The following is a 25,000-nucleotide window of genomic DNA, read 5'->3' as shown; positions in this document are numbered from 1 at the left end:
GTCTCCTCCTATGGCCGGCCGGCCGTGCTCGTGACGATGTCCCGCAACCGCTCCGCGTACAGCCGCAGGTTCTTGTGGGCGATGTCCGTGTCCGGGTAGCGGCTGGCGAACCACAGGCCCTCGTGGAGCCGGGTGATCCAGGCGCACACCTGGTCGCCGTAGGACACCCGGAGCAGCCCGTACGCGTTCTGGTCCGTCCAGTCGGCGGAGCCGGGGATGGCGCGGGTGTCGACGAAGGAGACGATCGAGTACAGGTCGGGGGAGGTGGGGCGGAAGTCGGCGCCCAGGAGGTGCAGGACCCGGGCGAGGGGGATGCGGGCGAGCCGCCGGTTGGCCTGGAGGGCGGCGCGTACGGTGCGCAGGGCGCTCGGGAAGTCGGGGGCCTCGGACATGGGGATCTCGATCGGGGCGCCGCCCACGTACCAGCCGACCGACTGCGACCACTGGGACTTCACCCGGGTGTGGAACGGCACGACCGTGCGGTAGACGGGCTCACCGCCGATCTCGTGGACGATCAGGGCGCTGGCCGCGAGGACCCCGACGAGGCTCCCGCCGTACGGGCGGCAGTACGCCTCGAACGCGGCGGCGGCGTCCGCGTCCACCAGCATCTCGCGCATGAACTTCTGCGTGGGCAGCCCGCCCTCGGGATCCAGCCCGAGGTCGATCGGGAAGCTCGGCAGCCGTCCGTCGCAGCGTTGGATGAACTCCCGCCAGCGGGCGACGATGTCGTGGTCCGCGTCGATGCGGTCGGCGTCCGCCCGCTCGGCCTCGCAGAAGTCGACGTAGCTGCCCACCGGCTCCGGCTCCGGCGCCGCAGCCACCTCGCCGCCTTCGCGGGCCGCCTCGTACAGCTCGTGGATCTCGGCGGGGATGCGGTGGATGGAGTAGGCGTCGACATTGCTGTGGTCGAACGCCATGTAGACGCTGGTGCAGTCGTCCCGGACCACCGCCGTGTAGATGAGGTTGGGCCAGCGCAGGGCGTCAGCCGTGGTGTCGAAGCGGTCCTGGAGGTGCTGGGCCAGGGCCGCCGGGTCGGTGAAGTCGCCGGCCTCCTCGCGGTGCAGGGACACCGAAGAGGCGTCGAGCGTAAAGCGGCGGATCGAGTCGCCGGGACCGCCCGCCCAGCGGAAGCCGCTGCGCAGGGTCTCGTGCCGTAGGGTCCAGCCGCGCAGCGCCTCGCCCAGCGCGTCCAGATCGGCCCGCCCCGGGATGTCGAACGCCGCGCCCAGCCAGGTCGGCACGAACAGTCCGTCCTCGCGCACGGACCGCGCCGTCCGGAGGTGCGACTCCTGGATGTACGCCGGCGGCCTGGAGTCCTCCGGCAGCGCCTTCGCCGTCGCGACGGTCGCCGGACTGAGTGTCCATTCGACGAGTCGCCCAGGTCGCACCTCGCAACGCTGGATGTCAGTCATTCGCACAGGGCGTCTCCGTTCGCAGGTGGGATAGACCCGACCAAAGGAATGCCGAACTTGCCCTCGGCGACACCGGGTTTCGCCACATTTCAATGGAACGGATGGCATCTCGAACGGCGATACGAGCCCTGAACGATGCATTCAGTTGACGCCGATGTCCTCGTTCCACAGCGCCGGGTTGACCGCGATGAAGTCCCGCATCAGGCCGGCGCACTCCGCGTCGTCCAGCAACACGATCTCCACACCGTGTTCGGAGAGCCAGTCGTGACCCCCGTGGAAGGTGGCCGCCTCGCCGATCACGACCCGGGAGATGCCGAACTGCCGGACCAGGCCGGAGCAGTACCAGCAGGGGGACAGGGTCGTCACCATCGTCGTGCCCCGGTACGAGCGCTGCCGCCCGGCCGCGCGGAAGGCGGCCGTCTCCGCGTGCAGGCTGGGGTCGTCGTCCTGCACGCGCCGGTTGTGTCCGCGGCCCAGCAGGGTGCCGTCGGCGCCGTAGAGGGCGGCGCCGATCGGGATGCCGCCCTCGGCGAGCCCGGCGCGGGCCTCCGCGACGGCGGTGGCGAGCCATGCGCGTGCCTGTGCCTGGTCCATGACCTCGTTCATGACCTCATTCATGACCTGAACAGGACGCTCGGTAACCTGGCCCGATCATTGCCGCGCGGGCGGCAGTTGAGTCCCCGGGTGTGGAGGAACGGTCATGGGTGCTGCGCCGGTTCTGGAGGAGCTGCGGGAGGTCTGCCAGCCGTACGCGAAGCTGGCGAGCCGCAACGGCGAGCACTGGGCGGGCCGGCTCTACATGCGGCGGATCTCCCTGCACACGACCCGGCAGCTCGTGCGCACGCCCGTCACCCCGGACCAGCTCACCTGGACCATGGTGGTGTGCGGTGTCGCGTCCGGCGCCGCGCTGATGATCCCGGGCCTGACGGGCGCGGTCCTGGCCGTCGTCCTGATGCAGCTCTTCCTCCTCTTCGACTGCGTGGACGGCGAAGTGGCCCGCTGGAAGGGGCAGAACAGCGCGGCCGGCATCTACGTCGACCGCCTCGGCGCCTATCTCGCGGACGCGGCGCTCATGGCCGGGGCCGGCTACCGGGCGGCCGAGTCGGGCGTCGGCGGCTGGCTGTCGATCGGCATCGCAACCGCCCTCGGCGTCGTGCTGCTGAAGGCCTCCACCGACCTCGTGGACGTCGCCCGGGCGCGGCGCGGGCTGATGGTCGTCGACGACGAGGCGACCCGCCCGCGCTCGCAGGGCGTGGCCACGGTCCGCCGGGTCGCCGCCGCCTTCAAGATCCACCGCGTGACCAACGGCATCGAGGCGTCCCTCGTCCTGCTCGTCGCGGCCGTCGCCGACCTGGTGTCCGGCGGCATCGAGCCGACCCGCTGGGCACTGGGCGCGCTGGCCGTCATCACCTGGCTGATGGTCCCGGCCCACCTGCTGTCGATCCTGTCGTCGTCCCGGCTCCGGTGAGCCGGTCGAGGTAGGTGTGCAGGGCCCCGGAGCCCTCGATCATGGTCCTGGTCCGAGCGGTCAGGGCCTCCCCGCGCGCCGCGACGGCCGCGCGCAGGGCATCGCTGCTGCCCTCCCTTCTCAACCCCTCCAGCACCGGCCGGATCTGGTCGAACAGATAGTGACTGCGGCGCAGGGTGTGCACGAGCCGGGCGTCCCGCACGTCGGCCGGTTCGTAGACCCGGTATCCCGTGCCGCGCTCACGCCGGGGTGCGAGCAGCCCGGCTCCCTCCCAGACCCGCAGCGCGGAGGTCCGTACGCCCAGCAGCGCGGCCACCTCCCCGATGCGCAGCCCGCCGGACCGGGGGAGCGGGGCGGGGGGCTCGGCCGCCAGCAGTTCCAGGGCCTCGCTCGCCGCCCGCAGTGAGACGCGCTCCTCGTGCAGGGCGGCATGCGCGGCGTCGACCAGCGCGAGCGCGCCCGGGACGTCCCCCTCGTGCAGGGTCCGCATGATCCGCGTCGCCGGCACCGGCCCGTAGCCCCGCATCAGGGTCCGGTACGCCAGCAGCGCGCCGCGGTGCACCTCGGTGAAGGCGCGGTAGCCGGACGCGGTCCGGGCGGCCGGCGGGAGCACACCGGCGTCCTCGTAGTTGCGGATCTGCTGCGTCGAGACACCGGCGGACCGGGCCAGGTCGACGGGCCGGAGCCGGCGTTCGTTCGTCATCGATTTGAAGGTTACGGCAGTGAGCATCACGCCGTACCGCTCGAAAGTCTCAACTCCGCACTTCAATGGAAGACTTGAAGGAATGGACTCCTTCATCCGCGTCACCGGCGCCCGGCTCCACAACCTCAGGAACGTCTCCCTCTCCCTCCCGAAGAACAAGCTGGTCGTCCTGACCGGCCTGTCCGGCTCCGGCAAGTCCACCCTCGCCTTCGACACCCTCCACCGGGAGGGCCAGCGGCAGTACATGGAGTCGCTGGGCATGGTCACCGGCTTCGTCAGCAAGCCCGCCGTCGACTCGATCACCGGCCTGTCCCCGTCCATCAGCGTCGACCAGCACCTCACCAACCGCAGCCCCCGCTCCACGGTCGGCACGGTGACGGAGGTGTTCACGTATCTGCGGCTGCTGTGGTCGCGCATCGGAGTACGGCCGTGCCCGGACTGCGGGAAGGACATCCCGCCGTCGTACGCCGAGGGCGACGAGGACGCCGAGGCGGAGCAGCGGCCCTGCCCGCACTGCGGCACGCCCGTGCCCGAACTCGTGATGGGCTCCTTCTCGTTCAACAAGCCCGCCGGAGCCTGCCCGGCCTGCACCGGGCTGGGCGAGGTGATCCGGCCCGACGTACGGCGCCTGGTCGAAGGCGGGAAGTCGGTCGCCCAGGGCGCGGTGACGGGCTGGAACGCGAAGTACACCGACTGGAGCCTCCCCGTCCTGCGGGCCGCCGCCGGCCACTACGGCTTCACCTTCGACGCGGACGCCCCGGTCGACGAACTGGGCGACATCCCGAGGGACCTGCTGCTCCACGGCGTCGAAAGCCCCGAGTTCCGACGGCACTTCCCGAACACCGATCCGCCGGCGACCGTGTCGGGGGGCCGCTTCGAAGGGGTCGCGACGGCGCTGCTGCGCCGCTACAACGACCGTGCCGACGACCCCGGGTACCGCGAACGGGCCGAACAGCAGGGTCTGCTGAAACAGCCCTGCGGGGAGTGCGGCGGGACCCGGCTGCGGCCGGAGAGCCGGGCGGTGACCGTCCACGGACACACCATCGTCGAGGCCGCCCGGCTTCCCCTGGCCGACCTCGACACCTGGCTGGCCGGTCTGCGGGAGCGGTCCGGCGGGGACGAGTGGCTGCTCGTGGAACCGGTCGTCGCCGACCTGGAGGAGCGGGTGCGGCGGCTGGTCGACGTCGGCGTCGGCTACCTCACCCTCGGCCAGGCCACGCCCAGCCTGTCGGCGGGCGAGACCCAGCGACTGCGGCTGGCCGCCCTGCTGGGTTCGGGCCTCACGGGTGTCCTCTACGTCCTCGACGAGCCGACGATCGGACTGCACCCCTCGGACACCGCCCGCCTGATCGACGTCCTGCGCAGGCTCCGCGACCTCGGCAACACGGTCCTGGTCATCGAGCACGACCTGGATGTGCTGCGGTCGGCGGACCACGTCGTGGACGTCGGCCCGGGGGCGGGCCGCGACGGCGGCCGGATCGTCGCCCAGGGCACGCCGGCGGAAGTGGCGCGCACCGAGGGCTCGACGACCGGGGCGTATCTGTCGGGCCGGCTGCCCGCTCCGGCGTCGCGGGGCCGGGCGGACGCCGACGAGGCGCTGGTCATCCACGGCGCCCGGGCGCACAACCTCAAGGACATCACCGCCCGGATTCCGCTCGGCCGCCTGGTCACGGTCACCGGCCCGTCCGGCTCGGGCAAGTCGACGCTGATCCTGGACGTCCTGGGCCGGGCCGCCCGCCGCCACTTCCATGGTGCCGGGGAGCGGCCGGGCGAGCACGACTCCATCGACGGCTGGGAGCACCTGTCCAAGGCGGTCCTCATCGACCAGGAGCCGATCGGCCGGGTTCCGCGCTCCAACGCGGCGACGTACTCCGACGTCTTCACCCCCGTCCGGGAGACCTACGCGGCCCACTCCAAGGGTGCCCTCACACCCGGCCACTTCTCCTTCAACGTCCCCGGAGGCCGCTGTGAACGCTGCGAGGGCGCCGGTGTGCTCACCGTCCACATGCACTTCCTCCCGGCCGTGGAGGTGCGCTGCCCCGCCTGCAAGGGGCGCCGCTTCCGGCCCGAGGTGCTGGCCGTGCGCTACGAGGGCCACGACATCGCCGAGCTCCTCGCGGCGACGGTGGACGAGGCGCTGACGGCCTTCGCGGGCGTCCCGGCGGTCGCCTCCAGGCTCCGGCGCATGGTGGACGTGGGCCTCGGCTACCTTCCCCTGGGCCAGCCCGCCACCACCCTCTCCGGCGGAGAGGCCCAACGCCTCAAACTGGCCAAGGAGCTGGGCCGCCGCACCACGGGCCGCACCCTCTACCTCCTCGACGAGCCCACCACCGGCCTGCACGCCGCCGACACCGCCCGCCTCCTCGCCGTCCTCCAACGCCTCGTCGACGCCGGCCACTCCGTCGTCACCATCGAGCACAACCTCGACGTCATCCACGCCTCCGACTGGCTGATCGACCTGGGGCCGGTCGGCGGGGCCGGTGGGGGCCGGGTCGTGGCGGAGGGCACTCCGGGTCAGCCCTGCCTCTCCAGTACGGCGTAGTCCGCGAAGCTGCGGCGGTAGCGCAGGTGCCGGGTCTCCTGGGTGTGCCTGCGCTGCCACTCCTCGACCTCGCCGGGGGCCGTGCAGGGCCCTGAGCTCGCCCCGCAGTCGGTCTCCTCCCCGGAGACGCAGTACGCCTGGTACTCGGGCAGGGCGGAGGCGTCCTGGACGATTGTGTACGGGACGTACCGGAAGAGCCTGCGCCCTGCCGATTCCCCACCGTGCTCCTCGCGTTGGTGCTGGCGCAGCAGCACGTTCGCGTCCGTCACGGCACTTCCGTCGAACGCCGCCCGCGCCCTGTCCCGCCGGGCGGCGAGTTCCTCGCAGGCCGCGCACCCGGGCACCGGTACGGGTGGTCGGCTCGGATCGACCGGCATCCCCTCCCTGCCTTCCCTGGAACGGTCGTTGGCCGCGCGTACGCCCGCACTGATCCGTTCCTCCTGGGTGGCCACGCGGATCCGTGCGGGGTCGGGCTGGTTCATTTCGCGCTCCTCCGTAACTCTGGGTGTATCGAGCGTTGCGCAGGGGAATGGGCCGGATCAATGTTTCGGGCGTGCGGGTGGTGCACTGTCACGGAGGGGGAGCCGTGAGTCGACGGAATGGCAGCGCCGGGTCGGGGGTGAGCACGGCGGCGGTGTTCGGGGAGGTGCTCAAGCATTTCCGCGAGGCCGCGTTGCTCACGCAGGAGGGCTTGGCGGGCCGTATCCCGTGCGACCGCTCGCACGTGGCTCGTGTGGAGGCGGGGACGAGGGTCCCGACGGACGGTTTCGCGAAGACCTGCGATGAACTGCTGGGCACGGGTGGGGTGTTGCTGCGGTTGTGGGGCCGGATCGACTGGTATCCGCAGGTGGAGCATCCTGATTGGTTCCGGCGGCGGGCCGAGATGGACGAGGTGGCCGTGGCGTTGCGGGAGTACCAGGAGCGGGTGATCCCGGGCCTGTTGCAGACCCCTGAGTACGCGCAGGCGCTGTTCAGTCGCCGCCGTTCGGACGCGCACGAAATCGAGTCACGCGTCCGTGCGCGCATGAGCCGACAGCAACGCTTCCTGGCTGACGAGGGCCCGCTGTACGTCGCCATCCTGGACGAAAGCTGCCTGCGCAACGCGATGGGAAGCCCGGCGGTCATGCGGCAGCAGTGCGCGCACCTGCTGAGCGTCGGGCAACGCCCCAACATCCGCGTCCAGATCGCCCCGGCCGACCTCTTCGGGCTCGTACGTCCGAGAGGTTCCATGTCGCTGATCGAACTGACCGGTGAGCGATGGGTGTACTCGGAGTCGTTGGACCGTGGCCACTTCAACAACGATCCGGCCCTCTATGCGCGGCATTCGCACACCTATGATGTGCTCAGGGCAGACATCTTGTCAGCTCGGCAGTCCGCCGCCCTGATCAGCGACGTGATGGAGAGGTACGAGCAGCATGGACAGCTACCGACTCAGCGCGGCGTCCTGGATCAAGAGCAGCTACAGCGACGACAACGGCGGCAACTGCATAGAAATAGCCCCCGGTTTCCAAAACACCGTCCCAGTCCGGGACAGCAAATCCCCTGACAGAGCCGTGCTGCTCGTGTCCCGCGAAGCCTGGGCGGCGTTCACTTCGTGTCTTCGCTGAGGCCGGAAGACCCGCGCTCCATAGGCGACTACCAACTGCTGGGGCGGCTGGGCGCCGGAGGAATGGGCCTGGTATATCTGGGGCGTTCGCCGGGTGGGCGGGACGTCGCCGTCAAGGTCGTGCACGCCGAGCTGGTGCGCCGGCCCGAGTTCCGGTCCCGGTTCCGCCGGGAGGTCGAGGCGGCCAGGCTGGTCAGCGGAGCGTTCACCGCCCCGGTCATCGACGCCGACCCTGACGCGCCGCTGCCCTGGCTGGTCACCAGTTACATCCCGGGGCCGTCGCTGGAGCAGGCGGTCGCAGACCAGGGCCCCTTCGGTACGGACGCCGTACGGCGCCTCGCCGCGGGGCTCGCCGAGGCGCTCGTGTCGATCCACTCGGTGAACCTGGTCCACCGTGACCTCAAGCCGTCCAACGTGCTGCTCGCTCAGGACGGGCCGCGCGTCATCGACTTCGGGATCGTGCGCAGTGTCGAGGGCGACTCGATCACCGGGACCGGGCACATGGCGGGCTCGCCCGGGTTCATGGCGCCGGAGCAGGTCAGCGGCGACGAGATCACCCCGGCCAGTGACATCTTCTGCCTGGGCGCGGTCCTGGCCTTCACGGCGACCGGCGGCAACCCGTTCGGCGCCGGACCCACTCCCGCCCTGCTCTACCGGGTCGTACACAACGAGCCCGATGTCACCGCCGTCGGGGATCCGGCGCTGCGGGCCCTGATCGCCGCGTGCCTGGCGAAGGACCCCGCCGACCGTCCCACGCCGCGCGACATCCTCGCCCGGATCGGCCCGGCCGACGCCGAAAGCACGATGGCCCTGCCGCGCATCAATTCGGGGCCGAACACCACCGACCGCACCCGGGTGACCGGCCCGCCCGGGCCCACGCGTAAGGCAGTCCCGCCCCAGCCGGTACGGCAGGCCACTGAGGTCGCTCCCACTCCGGCACCCGCCGGTCGTAGCCGCCGCGCGTTCCTGCTGTCCGGCGCCGGGGCGGTCGCCGCGCTCGGCGTCGGTGCCGGTGTCTGGTTCAACCGGTCCGCGGGCGACGCCCCGGACGCGCAGCCGCCCGCCGGTGCCGCACCCTCCGTCCCCGCCCCGCCGATCGGCGTCTGGCCGCTCGACGAGGCCTCCGGGGCGCTCGCCCGGGACACCGCCGGTGACAACGACGGCACCGCGAGCGGGGTCAGGTGGCGGGCGGGTGGCGAGGGGGCCGCCGAGTTCGACGGGAACGGGAGCCAGATCGTCACCGAGGTGCCCGTGCTGCGGACCGGTGCCGGACGCAGCTTCACGGTCGCGGCCTGGGTGCGTCTCGCCACCGAGCCGGGCACCTTCGCCACCGTCGTCAGCCAGGAGGCCGGTGACGCCAGCGGCTTCTACCTCCAGTACTCCAGCGAGGAGCAGCGCTGGGCCTTCGCCCGGCCCGGACAGCGCGCCGTGGGGTACTCCGTGCCCGCCGTGAACACCTGGACGCACCTGGTGGGCGTCTGCGACGGGGCCGGACGCAAGCTGCGGCTCTACGTCGACGGCGTGCAGCAGGCGGAGACCCGTGACACCCGGCCGCTGCCCGCACCCGGCGGGCTGATGATCGGCCGCGCCACCTACGAGGGACGGCCCAGCGACTTCTTCCCCGGCGCGATCAGGGACGTACGCGTCTTCGACCGGGCCCTCACCAGTGCCCGGATCAAGGCGCTGGTGTAGGCGGCACGGCGACGGTCAGGGCTCGTCGCGCTTCGGGTCGTCGTCCTTCTTCGGGTCCTCATCGAGGGACTTGAGGAAGTCGGGGTTGTCGTCGGGCGCGACCCACTGTTGGGAGCGGCTGCCCCGGACGCCGGACCAGCCCTCGGCGGCCGGGCGGCGCTTCTTGCCGGCGATGAGCCAGGAGATCGAACCCACGAGCGGGAAGACCAGCACGAGGAGTGCCCAAATCGGCTTGGGCATGTGACGGATGTCGTCGTCCTTCGTGCTGATGCAGTCGATGAACGCGTACACGCTCAGCGCCAGCGGCACGAGGAACATAAGTACCCGGAGCATGCGGCCTCTCAGCGAAAGCGGGTGGGCGGTTCAGGGCCAGGGTAGCCGCTCGGGGATACTGGACCGCATGGCTTACGACGATCTTCGCTCCCTGCTCAGGGCGCTGGAGCGCGAGGGCGACCTCAAGCGCATCAAGGCCGAGGTGGATCCGTATCTGGAGATCGGGGAGATCGTCGACCGGGTGCAGAAGGCCGGCGGCCCCGCGCTGCTCTTCGAGAACGTGCGCGGTTCGGGCATGCCGCTCGCGATGAACGTGTTCGGCACGGACCGGCGGCTGCTGAAGGCCCTGGAGCTGAAGTCTTACGACGAGATCTCCGAGCGGATCGGCGGGCTGTTGAAGCCCGAGCTGCCGCACGGGTTCGTCGGCGTGCGCGAGGCCTTCGGCAAGCTCGGCTCGATGACTCACGTCCCACCGAAGAAGGTCAAGGACGGACCGGTGCACGAGGTCGTCCTCACCGGCGACGACGTCGACCTGGACCAGCTCCCGGCCCTGTTCACCTGGCCGAAGGACGGCGGCTCCTTCTTCAATCTGGGGCTCACCCACACCAAGGACCCGGAGAGCGGCGTCCGCAACCTCGGTCTTTACCGCCTGCAGCGCCACGACAAGCGCACGATCGGCATGCACTGGCAGATCCACAAGGACAGCCGCAACCACTACCAGGTGGCGGCGCGCCGGGGTGAGCGGCTACCGGTCGCCATCGCCTTCGGCTGTCCGCCCGCCGTGACGTACGCGTCCACGGCCCCGCTGCCCGGGGACATCGACGAGTACCTGTTCGCCGGGTTCCTCGCGGGCAAGCGGATCGAGATGGTCGACTGCAAGACCGTGCCGCTCCAGGTGCCGGCGCAGGCGGAGGTCGTCATCGAGGGCTGGCTGGAGCCCGGCGAGATGCTGCCCGAGGGTCCCTTCGGGGACCACACCGGCTTCTACACCCCGCAGGAGCCTTTCCCCGCGTTGAAGATCGACTGCGTGACGATGCGGAAGCGGCCGCTGCTCCAGTCGATCGTCGTCGGCAGGCCCCCGACGGAGGACGGCCCCCTGGGCCGCGCGACGGAACGCTTCTTCCTCCCGCTCCTGAAGATCATCATCCCGGACATCGTGGACTACCACCTGCCGGAGGCGGGCGGTTTCCACAACTGCGCGATCGTCTCGATCGACAAGAAGTACCCGAAGCACGCGCAGAAGGTCATGCACGCCGTCTGGGGCGCGCACATGATGTCGCTGACCAAGCTGATCGTGGTCGTCGACTCCGACTGCGACGTCCACGATCTGCACGAGGTCGCCTGGCGGGCCCTCGGCAACACGGACTACGCCCGCGACCTGTCGATCGTCGAGGGCCCCGTCGACCACCTCGACCATGCCTCCTACCAGCAGTTCTGGGGCGGCAAGGCGGGCATCGACGCGACGAAGAAGTGGCCCGAGGAGGGCTACACCCGCGACGGCGGCTGGCCCGACATGGTGGAGTCCGACCCGGAGACGGCGGCGAAGGTGGACCGCCGGTGGAAGGAGTACGGGCTGTGAGCTCCGCATCCGCCGCGATCCCCCAGCCGGGACGCACGAAGGCGTTCCTGCGCCTGGTGATGATCGAGCACTCGGTCTTCGCCCTGCCCTTCGCCTATATCGCCGCGCTCTCCGCGATGTTCCAGCTCGACCGGAACATCCACTGGGGGCGGCTGCTGCTGGTCACCGTCTGCATGGTGGGGCTGCGTACCTTCGCCATGGCGGTCAACCGGATCATCGACCGGGAGATCGACGCCCGTAACCCGCGTACGGCGCAGCGCGAGCTGGTGACGGGCGCGATGTCGGTGAAGCACGCCTGGACGGGCGCGCTCGTCGCCCTCGTCGTCTTCCTCGGCGCGGCGGCCCTGCTCAACCCCCTCTGCCTGGCCCTGGCCCCCATCGCGGTGATCCCGATGGTGGTCTACCCCTACGGCAAGCGCTTCACGAACTTCCCCCAGGCCATCCTCGGTCTCGCCCAGGCGATGGGCCCGGTCGGCGGCTGGCTCGCCATCACCGGCACCTGGTCCTGGGACGCGGTCGTCCTCGGCCTCGCCGTCGGCATCTGGATCGGCGGCTTCGACCTGATCTACGCCTGCCAGGACGTCGAGACCGACCGCGAGATCGGCGTCCTGTCCGTCCCGGCCCGCTTCGGCATCCCGACGGCGGTCTGGGGAGCGCGGGTCTGCCACGCCCTGACGACGGCCCTCTTCGTCTGGTACGCCCTGGCCACCGACGCCGGCGCCTTCTTCTGGCTGGGCCTGCTGATCGTCGCGGGCGCGTTCCTCTACGAACACTCGATCGTCCGCCCGCACGACCTGTCCCGAGTGAACAGGGCGTTCTTCAGCGTCAACGGCTTCATCGGGATCGCCCTGTTCGTGTGTGCGCTGCTGGATCTGCTGGTGCGTGGGCTGACGGTGTAGAGGGCTTGTGCCGAGCCCGTGTGGGCGCGGGTTCTCGGCGGTGCCTCATGATCGTCAATTGCTATCGTCTGCGCGGCAGTTGAAGCATTTCAGTGAGAAAACGGGGACATAAGTGAAGAAGCTTGCACGCGTCGTGACCGTTGCCGCGTTGGTGGGCGGTGTCGTCGCCGGCGTGGCTCCGGCGGCCACGGCGGCTCCGGCGAAGGCCAAGATGCTGGACTCGGTCACGCTGAGGGCGAAGGCGACCAGCAGCTCCACGGCCCGGGGCGTCATCCCCAAGGGCACGACCGTCTCGTACGACGACGTCAGCTACGTGGTCGGCGGGAAGTACACCGCTTGCGGTGTCACGGAGAAGATCTGGTACCCGGTCACGTACAAGGGCGTCAAGGGCTACATCGTCGCCGCCTGCATGAAGTAGAACCGACCGCCCGCTAGGGCGTGAGCGCTCGGCCCGACTCCGGGTGGCGGCGGAACGCGAACGCCGCCGCCACACCGGCCAGCAGGCCCAGGAGGTGGCCCTGCCAGCTCACGCCCGACTGGGTAGGGGCCAGGCCGGTCAGGATGGAGCCGCCCCAGATCGCGGCGATCAGGATGCCGGTCAGGATGCCCAGGGGGCGGCGTTCGAGGAAGCCGGTGACCAGGAGGAAGCCGAAGAGGCCGAAGATCAGGCCGGAGGCTCCCGCGGTGTTGGTGTGCGGCGGGGATATCAGCCAGACGCCCAGGCCGTCGACCAGGATGATCAGCGCGCAGACCAGCAGGAAACGGCGTAGTCCCGCGAGTGCGGCCAGGAAGCCGAGCACCAGCAGCGGAATCGTGTTCGCGGCCAGATGGGCGAAGCCGAAGTGGATGAACGCCGAGGGGACGACGTCCACCAGCTCGGACGGTTCGCGCGGGGTGACGCCGAAGCCGTCCAGCGCGTGGCCGGTCGCCACGTCCACCACTTCCAGCAGCCACAACAGCGCCACCCAGGCCAGCATCAGCTTGCCCGCGGCCATCACGCGATCGCCGCGAGACCGCCCGGCTTCCAGACTCGACATGGCGACCCCCAGTGCTCGCTCATCTCCCTAGGGGTCCGCGCACTGTGAGCGCCCGGGTCGCGCGGCCTGGCACCGCACCTCGCCGCGTTGCCGAAACGCCCACGTGGCTCCGCCACGAGGCCGCTCCGGCGCCTTGCGATGCACGGCACCAGACCACGCGCCCTGATCGGGCGCTCACAGTGCGCGGACCCCTTTGTGCAACGGCCCGCACCCCTGCACCGGTTCCCACCCTGTGACGCCCGATAGGCTCGGTGTTGTGAACCCAGTCAAGCCAGGCGAGACGCCACGTACGCCTTGGATCGTAGGGGTGTCCGGGGCCTCCGGCACCCCGTATGCCGCTGCCGTGCTGCGGGCCCTCCTCGCGGCCGGCGAGAGCGTCGATCTGGTGGTGTCCCGGGCCTCCCGGCTGACCCTGCTGGACGAGACCGGGATCTCCTTCCGGGACGCCCACTGGCGTGATGACCTGCGGGAATGGCTGTCCCGGGGCGCCGACGGCAAGCCGGACACCTTCGCCGTCGACCTCGACGCCGTACGGCACTGGAGCGCCGGCGACCTGGCCGCCGGGCCCTCCTCGGGGTCGTACCCCACCAAGGGCATGCTGATCGTGCCCGCCTCGACGGCGAGCGTGGCCGGCGTCGCGCTCGGGCTGTCGAAGGACCTGCTGCAGCGGGCGGCGAGCGTGACCCTCAAGGAGGGCCGCCCTCTCGTCGTGGCCGTACGCGAGACCCCGCTGAACGGCCAGACCCTGCGGCACCTGGTCACCCTCGACGACGCGGGCGCGAACGTCGTACCGGCCTCACCCGCCTTCTACGCGGGCGCGACGCACATCCAGGACCTGGTGGACTTCGTCGCCGGACGCGTACTCGACGCGGCGGGCGTGCCGCACCGGCTCTACCGCCGTTGGCAAGGTGAGCTCGGCGGCGGATCACACCGCGCCGGCTGAGTACGACCCCCGAACCTCATCGGACCCACAGACAACTTCAGCGGAAGGCTTCGATCGCAATGGACGCGGTGGACAGGCAGCTCATCCAGGCCCTGAGGGAGAACGGCCGGGCCTCCTACGCGGAGCTGGGACGCCTCGTCGGACTGTCGGGACCCAGTGTCACCGACCGCATCAACCGGCTGGAGGCGGCCGGTGTCATCACCGGCTACCGGGCCACCGTCGACGCCGCCTCGCTCGGCCTCGGCGTCACCGCCCTGGTCGGCATCTCGCTCTCCGACGCCACCGACCACGAGGACGTGGCGCAGCGGCTGAAGGACCTCTCGGAGATCGAGGACTGCTGGTTCATCGCGGGCGAGGACTCGTACATGCTCAAGGTGCGGGCGGCGGACGTGGACGGCCTGGAGAAGATGATCAGGCGGCTCAGCGCGATCGAGGGCGTCTCCCGGACGCGTACGACCATCGTGCTCTCCACCAAGTGGGAGAACCGGGTCGGGGAGCTGCCCGAAGAGGAGTAGGTAGAGGAGTAGTCGTACGGTTGGGTCGTCTTCGTAGAAAGGTGTGGGCATGGATCTCGGGCTCAAGCGCGAGCTGGAGGAGAAGGTCAGGGCGGGCGTCCGGCTGACCCGTGAGGACGGCATCGCGCTGTACGAGTCGGACGACCTGGCCTGGCTCGGCGGCCTCGCGCACGAGGTGCGCACCCGCAAGAACGGCGACGTCGTGCACTTCAACGTCAACCGTCACCTCAACATGACCAACGTGTGCACGGCCTCCTGCGCGTACTGCTCCTTCCAGCGCAAGCCGGGGGAGAAGGACGCGTACACGATGCGCATCGAGGAGGCCGTCAAGCTCGCCAAGGCGATGGAGTCGGACAACCTCACCGAGCTGCACATCGTCAACGGCCTGCACCCGAACCTGCCGTGGCGGTACTACCCGCGCTCGCTGCGGGAGCTGAAGACGGCCCTGCCGCACGTCTCGCTGAAGGCCTTCACGGCGACCGAGATCCACCACTTCGAGACCATCTCGGGGATGAGCGCCTCCGAGATCCTGGACGAGCTGATCGACGCCGGTCTGGAGTCGCTGACCGGCGGCGGCGCGGAGATCTTCGACTGGGAGGTCCGGCAACACATCGTCGACCACCGCACCCACTGGGAAGACTGGTCGCGCATCCACCGGCTCGCCCACGAGAAGGGTCTGAAGACCCCGGCCACGATGCTCTACGGCCACATCGAGGAGCCGCGGCACCGCGTGGACCACGTGCTGCGGCTGCGTGAGCTGCAGGACGAGACCGGCGGTTTCCAGGTCTTCATCCCGCTGCGCTACCAGCACGACTTCGTCGACATGAAGGACGGGAAGGTCCGTAACCGTCTTCAGGCGCGGACGCAGATGGCGACGGGCGCGGAGGCGTTGAAGACCTTCGCCGTGTCGCGGCTGCTGTTCGACAACGTGCCGCATGTGAAGGTCTTCTGGGTGATGCACGGTGTGCAGACCGCGCAGTTGGCGTTGCAGCACGGGGCCGATGACATGGACGGGTCTGTGGTCGAGTACAAGATCACTCACGATGCCGACAACTTCGGGACGCCGAACAAGCTGACGCGTGAGGACTTGCTCGACCTGATCCGCGATGCCGGGTTCCGGCCGGTGGAGCGGAACACGCGGTACGAGATCATCCGCGAGTACGAGGGGGCCGACCCGGAGCGTCGGGAGTCTCCTCAGCCGATGAGGGTGTGAGTTTTTCGGGTGCGGGTGCGTGGGGGCTGGTCGCGCAGTTCCCCGCGCCCCTGCCACCCGGGTGCCTGAGGCGCCGGCGGCGCGGTCGTTGTCGTAATAGCTACAATCCCTGCGTGCCTCTTACCTTCACCCTGGATCCCGCCGTCACGCCCGACCTGCGTGACGGCATTCTCGACCTCTGGGCCGACGTCTCCAACGCCGGGGGAGCCGTCGGGTTCGTGCCGCCCGTGGTGCGGGAGGACATCCGGCCCTCGCTGCTGAAGCACTTCGCGTCGATGGCGGAGGGCAAGGTCAGGCTGCTCGTCGGGCACGACGAGGAGGGGCGGGTCGCGGCGACCGCGTTTCTCACCCTCAACACGCACCACCTGATGACGCACTGGCTGTGGCTGTACACGGTGATGGTGCATCCGCGTCATCAGGGCAAGGGCTACGGCCGTGACCTGCTGGACGCGGCGGCGGACGGGGCCCGGGGGCTCGACGGCATCGAGGCGATCCGGCTGACCTGCCGGGGCGGGATCGGTCTTGAGCGGTTCTACGAGTCCTGCGGCTACAAGGAGGTCGGCCGGATCCCGGGCGCCATCCGGGTCGCGCCGGGCGACGACCGGGACGACGTGATCATGCTCCTGCCGGTGAACTGACCCCCCTGAAAGATCGGCCGCCGGGCGTGCTTCACTGAACACTGGCCCTTTTTGGAATCGGAAGAGTGGATTGAGATGCTCCGCTACACACTGATGCGCCTCGGAATCTTCGTGGGCTGCCTCGTGGTCGTCTGGGGCCTCGTCTACTCCGGCCTCGCCCCGCGCGGCCTCGGCGACAGCAACGGTCTGTGGATCGTGACGCTCGCCCTGCTGTTCTCCGCGCCGATCAGCTTCATCGTGCTGCGCAAGGAGCGGGACCGCGCCTCCGTGCAGATCGTGCACCGGGTCGACCGCATGAAGGCCAACATGGAGGCCAGTCGCAGCCAGGAGGACTCGGCCGACGACACCAGCCGGGCGCAGGGCCAGGCCTCGTAAGGTTCCTCACACGCGCGCAGCGCCCCGTTTCCGTACATGCTCGGAAACGGGGCGCTTTGCCTTGTATGGGTGCCTGCGCGTTTCTGCCTGTCAAAGCGAGGCTTTGGGGTCCTCAAAGTTCAGGTGTTAAGGTGTCGCTGTTATGAACTCAGCAGTCGTGCCTCGTCAGCCCCGGAGCGTCACGCCCCGGAGGCTCGCACTCGTCGCGCGGCTGCACGTGGATCTCTGTCGGTGCGCGTCCGCTAACTGTCGTCTCTGACGTAACGCCAACCCCCGTCGTCTCCCACGTCAGCTCCCCCTACGCGTCCCCCCCCAACGGAGTCAGTCCGTGTCCTCATACACGAAGTCCTTCAAGGTGCCCTTCTGGGCCCAGATACTCGCCGGTCTCGTCCTGGGTGTGCTGCTCGGCTGGCTCGCCCGCAACCAGGACCTGTCCTGGCTGACCACGTCCCTGGAGAAGGTCGGCGACACCTTCATCGGCCTGCTGAAGCTCGCCGTAGCGCCGCTGGTCTTCTTCGCGATCCTCGTCTCGATCACCAACCTGCGGAAGGTCAACAACGCGGCCCGCCTGGCCTCGCGCACCCTCCTGTGGTTCATGGTCACGTCGCTGATCGCGGTGAGCATCGGCCTGATCATCGGCCTGGTCACCAACCCCGGCGCCGGTACCGGCCTCACGCCCAAGGACGGCGCGAAGCCCGAGGAGACCGGCTCCTGGATCGACTTCCTGACCGGCATCGTGCCGACGGACGTGATCACGCCGTTCACCGACCTGAACGTGCTCCAGATCGTCTTCATGGCCGCCGTCGCCGGTATCGCCGCCCTTCAGCTCGGCGAGCGGGCCCAGCCGATCCTCAACCTGAGCGAGTCCGTCCTGGAGCTGCTCCAGAAGGCGCTGTGGTGGGTCATCCGGCTCGCCCCGCTCGGCACGGTCGGCCTGATCGGCAACGCCATCGCCACGTACGGCTGGGACCTGATCGGCAAGTACGCGACGTTCACCGCCGACATCTACGTCGGCTGCCTGATCGTGCTGTTCGGCGTCTACCCGGCGCTGCTCGCGACCGTCGCCAAGGTCAACCCGATCCAGTTCTTCAAGGGCGCCTGGCCCGCGATCCAGCTCGCCTTCGTCTCGCGCTCGTCCGTGGGCACGATGCCGCTGACGCAGAAGGTCACCGAGCGGCTCGGTGTGCCGAAGGAGTACGCGTCCTTCGCGGTGCCGTTCGGCGCGACGACCAAGATGGACGGCTGCGCCGCGATCTACCCGGCGATCGCCGCGATCTTCGTCGCCCAGATCTTCGACATCCAGCTCGGTGTCGGCGACTACCTGCTGATCGCGTTCGTCTCGGTGGTCGGCTCCGCCGCCACGGCCGGACTGACCGGCGCGACGGTCATGCTGACCCTGACCCTCTCCACCCTCGGCCTGCCGATGGAGGGCGTCGGTCTGCTCCTCGCGATCGACCCGATCCTCGACATGATCCGCACCGCGACCAACGTCGCCGGCCAGGCCCTCATCCCGGTCCTGGTCTCCGCCCGGGAGAACCTGCTCGACCGCACGGCCTACGCCACGGCGGACGGCTCCTCCCTGGACGAGCCGCGCGACGCCGAGCCCGAGCAGGTCCCTGCCGCGGCGTGACGGGTCGACGTCCCCTGGCCGGTCCGCTTCGGTTCGTGACCGAGGGCAGGCCAGGGGGACCGTACGCTAAGCCGTATGGGTGCCGTGAAGACCAAGCGGATGCCGCGTGCGGTCCGCGAACAGCAGATGCTGGACGCCGCCGTGCGGATCTTCGGCCAACGGGGCTACATGGCCGCGTCGATGGACGAGATAGCCGAACTCGCGGGCGTGTCCAAGCCGTTGGTCTATCTGTATCTGAACTCCAAGGAAGACCTCTTCACCGCCTGCATCCGCCGCGAGGCCAAGGCACTCGTGGAGGCGGTGCGGGCCGGGGTCCGGCCCGATCTGCCCTCCGACCGGCAACTCTGGGAAGGGCTCGGGGCGTTCTTCGCCCACACCGGGCGCAACCCGGACGCCTGGTCGGTCCTGCACCTCCAGGCCCGGACGCACGGCGAGCCGTTCGCCGCCGAGGTCGCCGCGATGCGCGAGGAGATCGTCGCGTTCGTGACGCAGCTCATCCTCACCGGTGCCCGTGAGGCCCACCACGACCCCGACCTGCCGGAGCGCGAGGTCGCCGGCCTCGCCGAGGCCCTGGTCGGCGCCGCCGAGTCCCTCGCCGCCTGGGCCAACGCCACCCCGGGCACCACGGCCCGCCAAGCCGCGGCCACGATGATGAACTTCGCCTGGGCGGGCCTGGGCGACCTCATGGCGGGGAGACCGTGGTCACCGCCGGAGGAGGAGCAGACGGGGGCTCAGGCCGGGTAGACGTCTCCGGTCACATGCACCCGCTCGTGCCCGTCCCGCAGTTCGAAGCGGCCGTCCTCCGCCGCGTACGTCACCGTCCCCGGCAGCAGGACCGGCGCCTTGAAGGCCGCGCGCACATGGCAGGAGTCCGGCGTGCCGTGCGCGGCGAGGCAGCGGGCGACTGTCCACATGCCGTGGGCGATGGCCCGGGGAAAGCCGAACAGCCGGGCGGTGAGCGGGTGGAGGTGGATCGGGTTGCGGTCCCCGGAGGCGGCCCCGTAGCGCCGCCCGACATCCTCGGCCAGCCGCCACTCGGCGACGGCGGGCAGCGGTTTCCGCACCTCTTCCCGAGGAGCCTCGGAGGGTCGTCCCGTGCGATGCCGGGCGAGGTACGTGCTGCTCGACTCCCAGACGACGTCCCCGTCTTCCCGCAGCTCCGTGACGACCGTGGCCTGCGTGCCGCGCCGGTGCGGTGCCAGCCCGCCGATCCGCACCGCGAGTTCGTATGCGCCGGTGGCCGGCATTCCCCGGTGCCGGGTGACCGTGATCGACGTGTGGACCAGGCCCAGCAGCGGCAGCGGGAAGTCCCGGCCGCTCATCAGCCGCATGGCCAGGGGGAATCCGAGCACGTGCGGATACGTCAGCGGCAGCGCGTCCTCCCCGGTCGGGAACCCGCAGACCCGCTCGTACGCCGCCAGCCGCGCGAGGTCGACCCGCAGGCCGGGCAGGATCAGCCGGGTGCGGGGGAACTCCGCGTCGGGGGCGGGCCGTTTGAAGGGGGACAGCAGGGCACCGCGGGCGAGGAGCGGCGCGAGGGAGGGGGACCCGGTGAGGACGAGAGCGGCGTCGGCCATCACGCCCCCAGCAGGCTCTGGCCGCAGACGCGCACGACCTGGCCGTTGACCGCGCCCGAGCCCGGGTGCGCGAGCCAGGCGATGGTCTCGGCGACATCGACCGGAAGACCGCCCTGGGCCAGGGAGTTCATCCGGCGGCCCGCCTCGCGGATGAACAGCGGGACGGCGGCCGTCATCTTCGTCTCGATGAAGCCCGGCGCGACCGCGTTGACCGTCACCCCGTGCTCCGCGAGCGCGTGCGGCGCGAGGGAGCGGACCAGGCCGACGACGCCCGCCTTGCCGGCCCCGTAGTTGGTCTGCCCCGCGTTGCCGGCGAGGCCCGCGATGGAGGCCGTCGCCACGATCCGGCCACCCCGCTTCAGCGCCCCGGCCTTCAGCAGCGCGTCCGTCGTGCGCAGCACGCTCGCCAGGTTCACCTCCAGCACCGAGATCCAGCGCTCGGCCGGCATGTTCACCAGCCGCCGGTCGCGGGTGATGCCCGCGTTGTGGACCAGCAGGTCCAGTCCGTCCGGCAGTGCCTCGGCGATCCGCGCGCCCGCGTCGGCGGCCGTGATGTCGAGGAGCAGGGCGGTGCCGCCGAGCCGGTCGGCGACGCGCCGGGCGTCCTGTTCGGCCCCCGGCACGTCGAGGACGACGACCCGGGCCCCGTCCCTGGCGAGCGTCTCGGCGACCGCCTCACCGATACCGCGCGCGGCACCGGTGACCAGGGCGGTCCGGCCGGTCAGGGGGCGGTCTCCTTCCGGTGCCGCCTGGAGTTCCTCGGACTCCTGGGGCGTGCCCACCTCGATCACCTGCCCGCTGACGTACGCCGACTTGGGCGACAGCAGGAAACCGAGCGTGGACTCCGCGGCGGACGCGTCCGTGAGCCGGACCAGGTTCACCGTCCTGCCCCGCCCGATCTCCTTGCCGAGGGAGCGCGTGAAGCCCTCCAGGGCCTGCTGGGCGGCGGCCTGGTGATGGTCGGCCGGATCGAGCGGCGCGCCGAGCACGACCACGCGCCCGCTCGTGGCGACCGACCGTACGACGGGGTGCAGCGCCGCGTGCACCTCGGCCAGTCCCTCGACGTCCCGCACCCCGCTCGCGTCCAGGACGACGGCGGCGGCCCGGTCGGGGCCGGCCGGGGCGATTCCCGTACGGGCGAGGACCGGCGCGAGGTCGAGGCCGGACCGGCCGGCCGTGAGGTGACGCAGGCCGCCGTCCAGGGCCGGGCGCTCGGGGGACCAGCGGGTCAGCGCCGCGGGCCGGGGCAGGCCCAGGCGGCGGGTGAGGAAACGGCCGGGCGCGGTACCGGTGAAGCGCAGATAGCGGTCGGCCATTCCAACTCCCAGCTCCCGATGACGGCTCACAGCACGCCCACTTTTCCTTACTCTGGAGTAAGGTTACCGGAGGTAATGCTACGTCACAGGCGAGGAGCAGGTCGAGATGAGCCCCCAGCGGATGGCGCCGTCGGTACGGCGCGTGGCGATCATCGGCGGAGCGCGCATCCCGTTCGCCCGCTCCGACGGCCCCTACGCCACCGCCTCCAATCAGCAGATGCTCACCGCCGCCCTCGACGGCCTCGTCGAGCGCTACGGACTCCAGGGGCCCGGCGCGGTGGGCGAGTTCGTCGCCGGCGCCGTCCTCAAGCACAGCCGCGACTTCAACCTCGCCCGCGAGACGGTCCTCGGCTCGACGCTGCACCCGCGCACCCCGGCCTACGACATCCAGCAGGCCTGCGGCACCGGACTCCAGGCCGTCATCGCCGCCGCCAACAAGATCGCCCTCGGCCAGACGGAATCGGCGGTCGCGGGCGGCGCCGACACGGCGAGCGACGCGCCCCTGGGTGTCAACGACACCCTGCGCCGCATCCTGCTGGAGGCCCGGCGCGCGACGTCGGCGGGTGCCCGTCTGAAGGCCCTGGCGAAGGTGCGCCCGTCCCATCTCGTCCCCGACATCCCGCGCAACGCCGAGCCGCGCACCGCCCTTTCCATGGGCGAACACGCCGCCGTCACCGCCCGATCCTGGGACATCGGCCGCGAGGCCCAGGACGAACTGGCAGCGGCGAGCCACCAACGGCTGGCGGCGGCGTACGACCGCGGCTTCTTCCAGGACCTGGTGATCCCCTTCCGCGGCCTGGCCCGGGACCAGAACCTGCGCCCCGGCTCGACCGCGGAGAAGCTGGCCTCCTTGAAGCCGGTGTTCGGCCTGGACCACCCCGGCCCGACCATGACCGCCGGGAACTCGACCCCGTTGACGGACGGGGCCGCCACCGTCCTGCTGGCGAGCGAGGAGTGGGCCCGGGAGCGCGGCCTGACACCGCTGGCGTATCTGACGGCGTACGAGACGGCTGCCGTGGACTTCGTGGACGGGGATGTGGCGGGCGGCGAGGACGGCCTGCTCATGGCACCGGCGTACGCGGTCCCGCGGATGCTGGAGCGGGCCGGGCTGAATCTGGCCGATTTCCAACTGATCGAGATCCACGAGGCGTTCGCCTCCCAGGTGCTGGCGACGCTCGCCGCATGGGAGAAGCGGGGTCTTGGCACGGTGGACCGCGACCGGCTGAACGTCGCCGGCTCGTCCCTTGCGACCGGTCACCCCTTCGCCGCCACCGGCGCCCGGATCGTGGCCACGCTGGCCAAGCTCCTGGCCGAAGCCGAACGGGACACGCCCGCACGCGGACTGATCTCGGTGTGCGCGGCGGGCGGGCAGGGGGTGACGGCCGTCCTGGAGCGGGCGTGAAGGCGGAGGCAGCACCAAAACTGAAGGTCCCTCACGTAACCCCCGAGATTGCACAGGCCCGGCTCCGGACCATCCCCGAACCCGCACAAACCCGCCACGTGAGGGCCGTACGATCCCGTTCCTACCGGCAGTAACCCCTTTCTGCGGGTTCAGCCGGTTGAGCGCCTCGGCGTGCGAGGCACGTACGTCCATGCAGCAAGCAGTTTTTCGCTGCACGCCCCAGGAGCCGCCCGTGTCCACTGCGTATCCCTCCTCCGCCTACGGCGACGTGTACGGAGGACCGGTCCTGGTCGAGCCCGAGACACGGCGGCTGGACGGGGTGGTGCGGGAGGCCGCCGTACCACCGCTGGCGCCGCCGTGGACGCACGGGTCGCTCGCCGACCTGCCGTTCGACAACGCGAGCGCGGAGCCGGGTGCCGTGGCGCTCAGCCGCAAGGACGCCGAGGGGCACTGGAGCGACGTCACGGCCGCCGAGTTCGCCGCCCAGGTGCTGGCCGTGGCGAAGGGGCTGATCGCCGAGGGCCTGATGCCGGGCGACCGGGTCGCCGTGATGGCCCGCACCATCTACGAGTGGACCCTCCTGGACTTCGCGGCCTGGTCGGCCGGACTGGTCACCGTCCCCATCTATCCCACGTCCTCCGTCTTCCAGGCCCGCTGGATCCTCCAGGACTCGGGCGCGGTCGCCCTGGTCACCGAGACCGCCGGGCAGGCCGCCGCCCTCGGCCCGGAGCGCGGACGCCTGCCGGACCTCCACCACATGTGGGTCGTCGAGAAGGGCCACGTGGACCGGCTCGCGGAAGCCGGGGCGCACCTCTCCGACCAGGAGGTGGAGGTGCGGCGCGGCATGCTGGGCCCCGACACGCTCGCCACCCTCGTCTACACCTCGGGCACCACGGGCCGCCCCAAGGGCTGCGCCCTCACCCACGGCAACTTCTTCGCCGAGGTCGACAACGCGATCGAGCTCCTCTACCCCGTCTTCAGGACGAAGACCAGCGAAGAGGCCTCGGTCCTGCTGTTCCTGCCCATGTCCCACGTCTTCGGCCGCATGGTGGCGATCGCCTGCATCCGCGCCCGGGTACGGCTGGGCCACGCGCCGAGCATCAAGGCGGACCACCTGCTGCCGGACCTGGCGAGCTTCCGGCCGACCTGTCTGCTGGCCATCCCGTACATGCTGGAGAAGGTCTTCAACTCGGCCCGCGCCAAGGCCGAGGCGGGCGGCCGGGTGACGTCGTTCGACCGCGCCGTGTCGGTGGCGCGGCGCTACGGCGAGGCCATGGAGGCCCAGCAGACGGGCACCGGCCCCGGCCCCTCCCGCGCCCTCAAGACCGCCCGGGTCTTCTACGACCCCCTGGTCTTCCGCCGCATCCGCAACGCCATGGGCGGCCGGGTCCGCTACGCGATCTGCGGCGGCTCACCGCTGGGCCGCCGCCTCGCCGCGTTCTACGCCGGAGCCGGCATCGAGATCTTCGAGGGCTACGGCCTGACGGAGACCACCGGCGCCTCCACCGTCACCCCACCCCTCAAGCCCCGCCTGGGCACGGTCGGCTGGCCGCTGCCCGGCACCCGGGTCCGTATCGCCGCCGACGGCGAGATCCTCCTCGCCGGCGACCACGTGCTGCGCGGCTACTGGGACCCCCAGGCCGGCGGCGTCGTCCCCGCCGCCCCCGACGGCTGGCTCGCCACCGGCGACATCGGCGAACTGGACGACGAGGGCTATCTGACGATCACCGGCCGCAAGAAGGAACTCCTGATCACCTCGGGCGGCAAGAGCGTCGCCCCGGCCCCCCTGGAGAACTGGCTCCGCTCCCACCCGCTGATCTCCCAGTGCCTCGTCCTGGGCGACGGCCGCCCCTTCGTCTCGGCCCTCATCACGCTCGACCCGGACGGCATCACCCACTGGCGCCAGATGAACGGCAAGCACCCCGTACCGCCCAAGCTCCTGGTCGACGACGAGGACCTGCGCGCCGTCCTCCAACGCGCCGTCGACGAGGCCAACAAGATGGTCTCCCGCCCGGAATCCATCCGCGCCTTCGCCATCCTCCCCCAGGACTTCACCGAGGAGGCAGGCCACCTGACCCCCTCGATGAAGCTCCGCCGCCAGGCGGTACTGCGCGCCTTCACGGAGGAAGTCGAGGGGCTGTACGCGCGGTGAGCCGGCCAGGTGTGAGGCGGCCTTTGCG

The 25,000-nt window shown here is 70.8% G+C and carries 26 protein-coding genes; 18 read left to right on the top strand and 8 right to left on the bottom strand.

The genetic code is table 11. From position 1 onward, the window contains the following. Positions 1-8: 8 nt before the first annotated feature. Both ACFTZL_RS05415 and ACFTZL_RS05410 read right to left on the bottom strand, forming a co-directional pair. Positions 9-1,418, bottom strand: coding sequence for a condensation domain-containing protein (locus ACFTZL_RS05415; protein WP_382578546.1), 1,410 nt, complete (start codon positions 1,416-1,418; stop codon positions 9-11). A gap of 135 nt (positions 1,419-1,553) precedes the next feature. After that, a complete protein-coding gene (locus tag ACFTZL_RS05410; protein WP_382578554.1) occupies positions 1,554-2,006 on the bottom strand; it encodes a nucleoside deaminase in 453 nt (150 codons plus the stop codon). Positions 2,007-2,112: 106 nt separating this feature from the next. Between ACFTZL_RS05410 and ACFTZL_RS05405 the strand changes: the two genes are divergently transcribed. Beyond that, complete coding sequence (locus ACFTZL_RS05405) at positions 2,113-2,880, top strand: CDP-alcohol phosphatidyltransferase family protein (protein ID WP_382578544.1); 768 nt, start codon at positions 2,113-2,115, stop codon at positions 2,878-2,880. On the opposite strand, the gene ACFTZL_RS05400 is transcribed toward ACFTZL_RS05405, so the two are convergent. Further along, positions 2,819-3,583 (bottom strand): MerR family transcriptional regulator, encoded by a 765-nt coding sequence (locus tag ACFTZL_RS05400; protein ID WP_382578542.1) that lies wholly within the window; start codon positions 3,581-3,583, stop codon positions 2,819-2,821. The genes ACFTZL_RS05405 and ACFTZL_RS05400 overlap by 62 nt on opposite strands. Positions 3,584-3,665: 82 nt before the next feature. Here ACFTZL_RS05400 and uvrA point away from each other — a divergent pair, with 82 nt between their 5' ends. Beyond that, entirely contained in the window at positions 3,666-6,125 is a 2,460-nt protein-coding gene (gene uvrA / locus ACFTZL_RS05395) for an excinuclease ABC subunit UvrA (RefSeq protein ID WP_382578539.1), read from the top strand. Here the strand turns inward: uvrA and ACFTZL_RS05390 are convergent. After that, entirely contained in the window at positions 6,098-6,607 is a 510-nt protein-coding gene (locus ACFTZL_RS05390; protein ID WP_382578537.1) for a hypothetical protein, read from the bottom strand. The genes uvrA and ACFTZL_RS05390 overlap by 28 nt on opposite strands. Before the next feature lie 104 nt (positions 6,608-6,711). On the opposite strand from ACFTZL_RS05390, the gene ACFTZL_RS05385 reads away from it, so the two are divergent. From ACFTZL_RS05385 to ACFTZL_RS05375, 3 genes are read left to right on the top strand one after another with little or no spacing between them, the layout of a single operon-like run. Next, a complete protein-coding gene (locus ACFTZL_RS05385; RefSeq protein WP_382578534.1) occupies positions 6,712-7,671 on the top strand; it encodes a Scr1 family TA system antitoxin-like transcriptional regulator in 960 nt (319 codons plus the stop codon). Further along, complete coding sequence (locus ACFTZL_RS05380; protein WP_382578552.1) at positions 7,619-7,732, top strand: DUF397 domain-containing protein; 114 nt, start codon at positions 7,619-7,621, stop codon at positions 7,730-7,732. Before ACFTZL_RS05385 ends, ACFTZL_RS05380 begins: the two co-directional genes overlap by 53 nt. Continuing rightward, the gene (locus ACFTZL_RS05375; protein WP_382578532.1) at positions 7,720-9,423 is read left to right on the top strand and encodes a LamG-like jellyroll fold domain-containing protein; all 1,704 of its coding nucleotides are present in this window, start codon (positions 7,720-7,722) and stop codon (positions 9,421-9,423) included. Before ACFTZL_RS05380 ends, ACFTZL_RS05375 begins: the two co-directional genes overlap by 13 nt. 15 nt (positions 9,424-9,438) lie before the next feature. Here ACFTZL_RS05375 and ACFTZL_RS05370 read toward each other — a convergent pair whose 3' ends face one another. Next, a complete protein-coding gene (locus ACFTZL_RS05370; RefSeq protein WP_382578529.1) occupies positions 9,439-9,756 on the bottom strand; it encodes a PLD nuclease N-terminal domain-containing protein in 318 nt (105 codons plus the stop codon). A gap of 67 nt (positions 9,757-9,823) precedes the next feature. Here ACFTZL_RS05370 and ACFTZL_RS05365 point away from each other — a divergent pair, with 67 nt between their 5' ends. The 3 genes from ACFTZL_RS05365 to ACFTZL_RS05355 all read left to right on the top strand — a co-directional run bounded on the left by ACFTZL_RS05365 (position 9,824) and on the right by ACFTZL_RS05355 (position 12,592). Then, the gene (locus tag ACFTZL_RS05365; RefSeq protein ID WP_382578528.1) at positions 9,824-11,275 is read left to right on the top strand and encodes a menaquinone biosynthesis decarboxylase; all 1,452 of its coding nucleotides are present in this window, start codon (positions 9,824-9,826) and stop codon (positions 11,273-11,275) included. After that, complete coding sequence (mqnP, locus tag ACFTZL_RS05360; protein WP_382578526.1) at positions 11,272-12,174, top strand: menaquinone biosynthesis prenyltransferase MqnP; 903 nt, start codon at positions 11,272-11,274, stop codon at positions 12,172-12,174. The genes ACFTZL_RS05365 and mqnP overlap by 4 nt, the downstream gene beginning before the upstream one ends. A gap of 112 nt (positions 12,175-12,286) precedes the next feature. After that, a complete protein-coding gene (locus ACFTZL_RS05355; RefSeq protein ID WP_382578524.1) occupies positions 12,287-12,592 on the top strand; it encodes an SH3 domain-containing protein in 306 nt (101 codons plus the stop codon). 13 nt (positions 12,593-12,605) lie between these two features. Here ACFTZL_RS05355 and ACFTZL_RS05350 read toward each other — a convergent pair whose 3' ends face one another. After that, positions 12,606-13,211 carry a rhomboid family intramembrane serine protease gene (locus ACFTZL_RS05350; RefSeq protein WP_382578522.1) on the bottom strand — a complete coding sequence of 202 codons (606 nt, stop codon included), beginning with the start codon at positions 13,209-13,211 and terminating at the stop codon, positions 12,606-12,608. A 256-nt stretch (positions 13,212-13,467) separates the two neighbouring features. Here ACFTZL_RS05350 and ACFTZL_RS05345 point away from each other — a divergent pair, with 256 nt between their 5' ends. The 8 genes from ACFTZL_RS05345 (at position 13,468) to ACFTZL_RS05310 (ending at position 19,269) form a co-directional block, all read left to right on the top strand. Beyond that, complete coding sequence (locus tag ACFTZL_RS05345; protein WP_382578520.1) at positions 13,468-14,154, top strand: UbiX family flavin prenyltransferase; 687 nt, start codon at positions 13,468-13,470, stop codon at positions 14,152-14,154. Between the two features lie 59 nt (positions 14,155-14,213). Continuing rightward, positions 14,214-14,669, top strand: a complete 456-nt coding sequence (locus ACFTZL_RS05340; RefSeq protein ID WP_382578517.1) for an Lrp/AsnC family transcriptional regulator — start codon at positions 14,214-14,216, stop codon at positions 14,667-14,669. A gap of 49 nt (positions 14,670-14,718) precedes the next feature. Further along, positions 14,719-15,882: an aminofutalosine synthase MqnE gene (gene mqnE, locus ACFTZL_RS05335; protein ID WP_382578514.1), complete on the top strand. Its 1,164-nt coding sequence runs from the start codon at positions 14,719-14,721 to the stop codon at positions 15,880-15,882. Between the two features lie 113 nt (positions 15,883-15,995). Then, positions 15,996-16,520, top strand: coding sequence for a GNAT family N-acetyltransferase (locus ACFTZL_RS05330; protein WP_382578512.1), 525 nt, complete (start codon positions 15,996-15,998; stop codon positions 16,518-16,520). Between the two features lie 75 nt (positions 16,521-16,595). Further along, positions 16,596-16,895 (top strand): DUF4229 domain-containing protein, encoded by a 300-nt coding sequence (locus tag ACFTZL_RS05325; protein WP_382578509.1) that lies wholly within the window; start codon positions 16,596-16,598, stop codon positions 16,893-16,895. Between the two features lie 157 nt (positions 16,896-17,052). Beyond that, the gene (locus tag ACFTZL_RS05320; RefSeq protein WP_382578549.1) at positions 17,053-17,154 is read left to right on the top strand and encodes a putative leader peptide; all 102 of its coding nucleotides are present in this window, start codon (positions 17,053-17,055) and stop codon (positions 17,152-17,154) included. A gap of 69 nt (positions 17,155-17,223) precedes the next feature. Next, a complete protein-coding gene (locus ACFTZL_RS05315; RefSeq protein WP_382578508.1) occupies positions 17,224-18,525 on the top strand; it encodes a dicarboxylate/amino acid:cation symporter in 1,302 nt (433 codons plus the stop codon). A 75-nt stretch (positions 18,526-18,600) separates the two neighbouring features. Then, positions 18,601-19,269 carry a TetR/AcrR family transcriptional regulator gene (locus ACFTZL_RS05310; protein WP_382578505.1) on the top strand — a complete coding sequence of 223 codons (669 nt, stop codon included), beginning with the start codon at positions 18,601-18,603 and terminating at the stop codon, positions 19,267-19,269. On the opposite strand, the gene ACFTZL_RS05305 is transcribed toward ACFTZL_RS05310, so the two are convergent. After that, on the bottom strand, positions 19,257-20,102 hold the full coding sequence (locus tag ACFTZL_RS05305; RefSeq protein ID WP_382578504.1) for a MaoC family dehydratase: 846 nt from the start codon (positions 20,100-20,102) through the stop codon (positions 19,257-19,259). The genes ACFTZL_RS05310 and ACFTZL_RS05305 overlap by 13 nt on opposite strands. Next, on the bottom strand, positions 20,102-21,418 hold the full coding sequence (locus ACFTZL_RS05300) for a 3-oxoacyl-ACP reductase (RefSeq protein WP_382578502.1): 1,317 nt from the start codon (positions 21,416-21,418) through the stop codon (positions 20,102-20,104). The genes ACFTZL_RS05305 and ACFTZL_RS05300 overlap by 1 nt, the downstream gene beginning before the upstream one ends. Before the next feature lie 106 nt (positions 21,419-21,524). Here ACFTZL_RS05300 and ACFTZL_RS05295 point away from each other — a divergent pair, with 106 nt between their 5' ends. Beyond that, entirely contained in the window at positions 21,525-22,820 is a 1,296-nt protein-coding gene (locus ACFTZL_RS05295; protein WP_382578499.1) for an acetyl-CoA C-acetyltransferase, read from the top strand. Positions 22,821-23,052: 232 nt separating this feature from the next. After that, positions 23,053-24,972 carry an AMP-dependent synthetase/ligase gene (locus ACFTZL_RS05290; protein WP_382578497.1) on the top strand — a complete coding sequence of 640 codons (1,920 nt, stop codon included), beginning with the start codon at positions 23,053-23,055 and terminating at the stop codon, positions 24,970-24,972. Positions 24,973-25,000: the final 28 nt, after the last annotated feature.

Source organism: Streptomyces sp. NPDC056948, from assembly GCF_042674225.1.
In the GTDB taxonomy this organism is placed as follows: Bacteria; Actinomycetota; Actinomycetes; order Streptomycetales; family Streptomycetaceae; genus Streptomyces; species Streptomyces purpurascens.
This window is presented reverse-complemented; position numbering and strand designations above follow the sequence as displayed.

Excerpts from the sequence above, each read along its gene's own strand:
- ACFTZL_RS05410 (WP_382578554.1), bottom strand. The coding sequence starts at position 2,006 with ATGGACCAGGCACAGGCACGCGCATGGCTCGCCACCGCCGTCGCGGAG.
- ACFTZL_RS05405 (WP_382578544.1), top strand. The coding sequence starts at position 2,113 with ATGGGTGCTGCGCCGGTTCTGGAGGAGCTGCGGGAGGTCTGCCAGCCG.
- ACFTZL_RS05400 (WP_382578542.1), bottom strand. The coding sequence starts at position 3,583 with ATGACGAACGAACGCCGGCTCCGGCCCGTCGACCTGGCCCGGTCCGCC.
- uvrA (WP_382578539.1), top strand. The coding sequence starts at position 3,666 with ATGGACTCCTTCATCCGCGTCACCGGCGCCCGGCTCCACAACCTCAGG.
- ACFTZL_RS05390 (WP_382578537.1), bottom strand. The coding sequence starts at position 6,607 with ATGAACCAGCCCGACCCCGCACGGATCCGCGTGGCCACCCAGGAGGAA.
- ACFTZL_RS05370 (WP_382578529.1), bottom strand. The coding sequence starts at position 9,756 with ATGCTCCGGGTACTTATGTTCCTCGTGCCGCTGGCGCTGAGCGTGTAC.
- ACFTZL_RS05365 (WP_382578528.1), top strand. The coding sequence starts at position 9,824 with ATGGCTTACGACGATCTTCGCTCCCTGCTCAGGGCGCTGGAGCGCGAG.
- ACFTZL_RS05350 (WP_382578522.1), bottom strand. The coding sequence starts at position 13,211 with ATGTCGAGTCTGGAAGCCGGGCGGTCTCGCGGCGATCGCGTGATGGCC.
- ACFTZL_RS05340 (WP_382578517.1), top strand. The coding sequence starts at position 14,214 with ATGGACGCGGTGGACAGGCAGCTCATCCAGGCCCTGAGGGAGAACGGC.
- mqnE (WP_382578514.1), top strand. The coding sequence starts at position 14,719 with ATGGATCTCGGGCTCAAGCGCGAGCTGGAGGAGAAGGTCAGGGCGGGC.
- ACFTZL_RS05325 (WP_382578509.1), top strand. The coding sequence starts at position 16,596 with ATGCTCCGCTACACACTGATGCGCCTCGGAATCTTCGTGGGCTGCCTC.
- ACFTZL_RS05310 (WP_382578505.1), top strand. The coding sequence starts at position 18,601 with ATGGGTGCCGTGAAGACCAAGCGGATGCCGCGTGCGGTCCGCGAACAG.
- ACFTZL_RS05305 (WP_382578504.1), bottom strand. The coding sequence starts at position 20,102 with ATGGCCGACGCCGCTCTCGTCCTCACCGGGTCCCCCTCCCTCGCGCCG.
- ACFTZL_RS05300 (WP_382578502.1), bottom strand. The coding sequence starts at position 21,418 with ATGGCCGACCGCTATCTGCGCTTCACCGGTACCGCGCCCGGCCGTTTC.
- ACFTZL_RS05295 (WP_382578499.1), top strand. The coding sequence starts at position 21,525 with ATGAGCCCCCAGCGGATGGCGCCGTCGGTACGGCGCGTGGCGATCATC.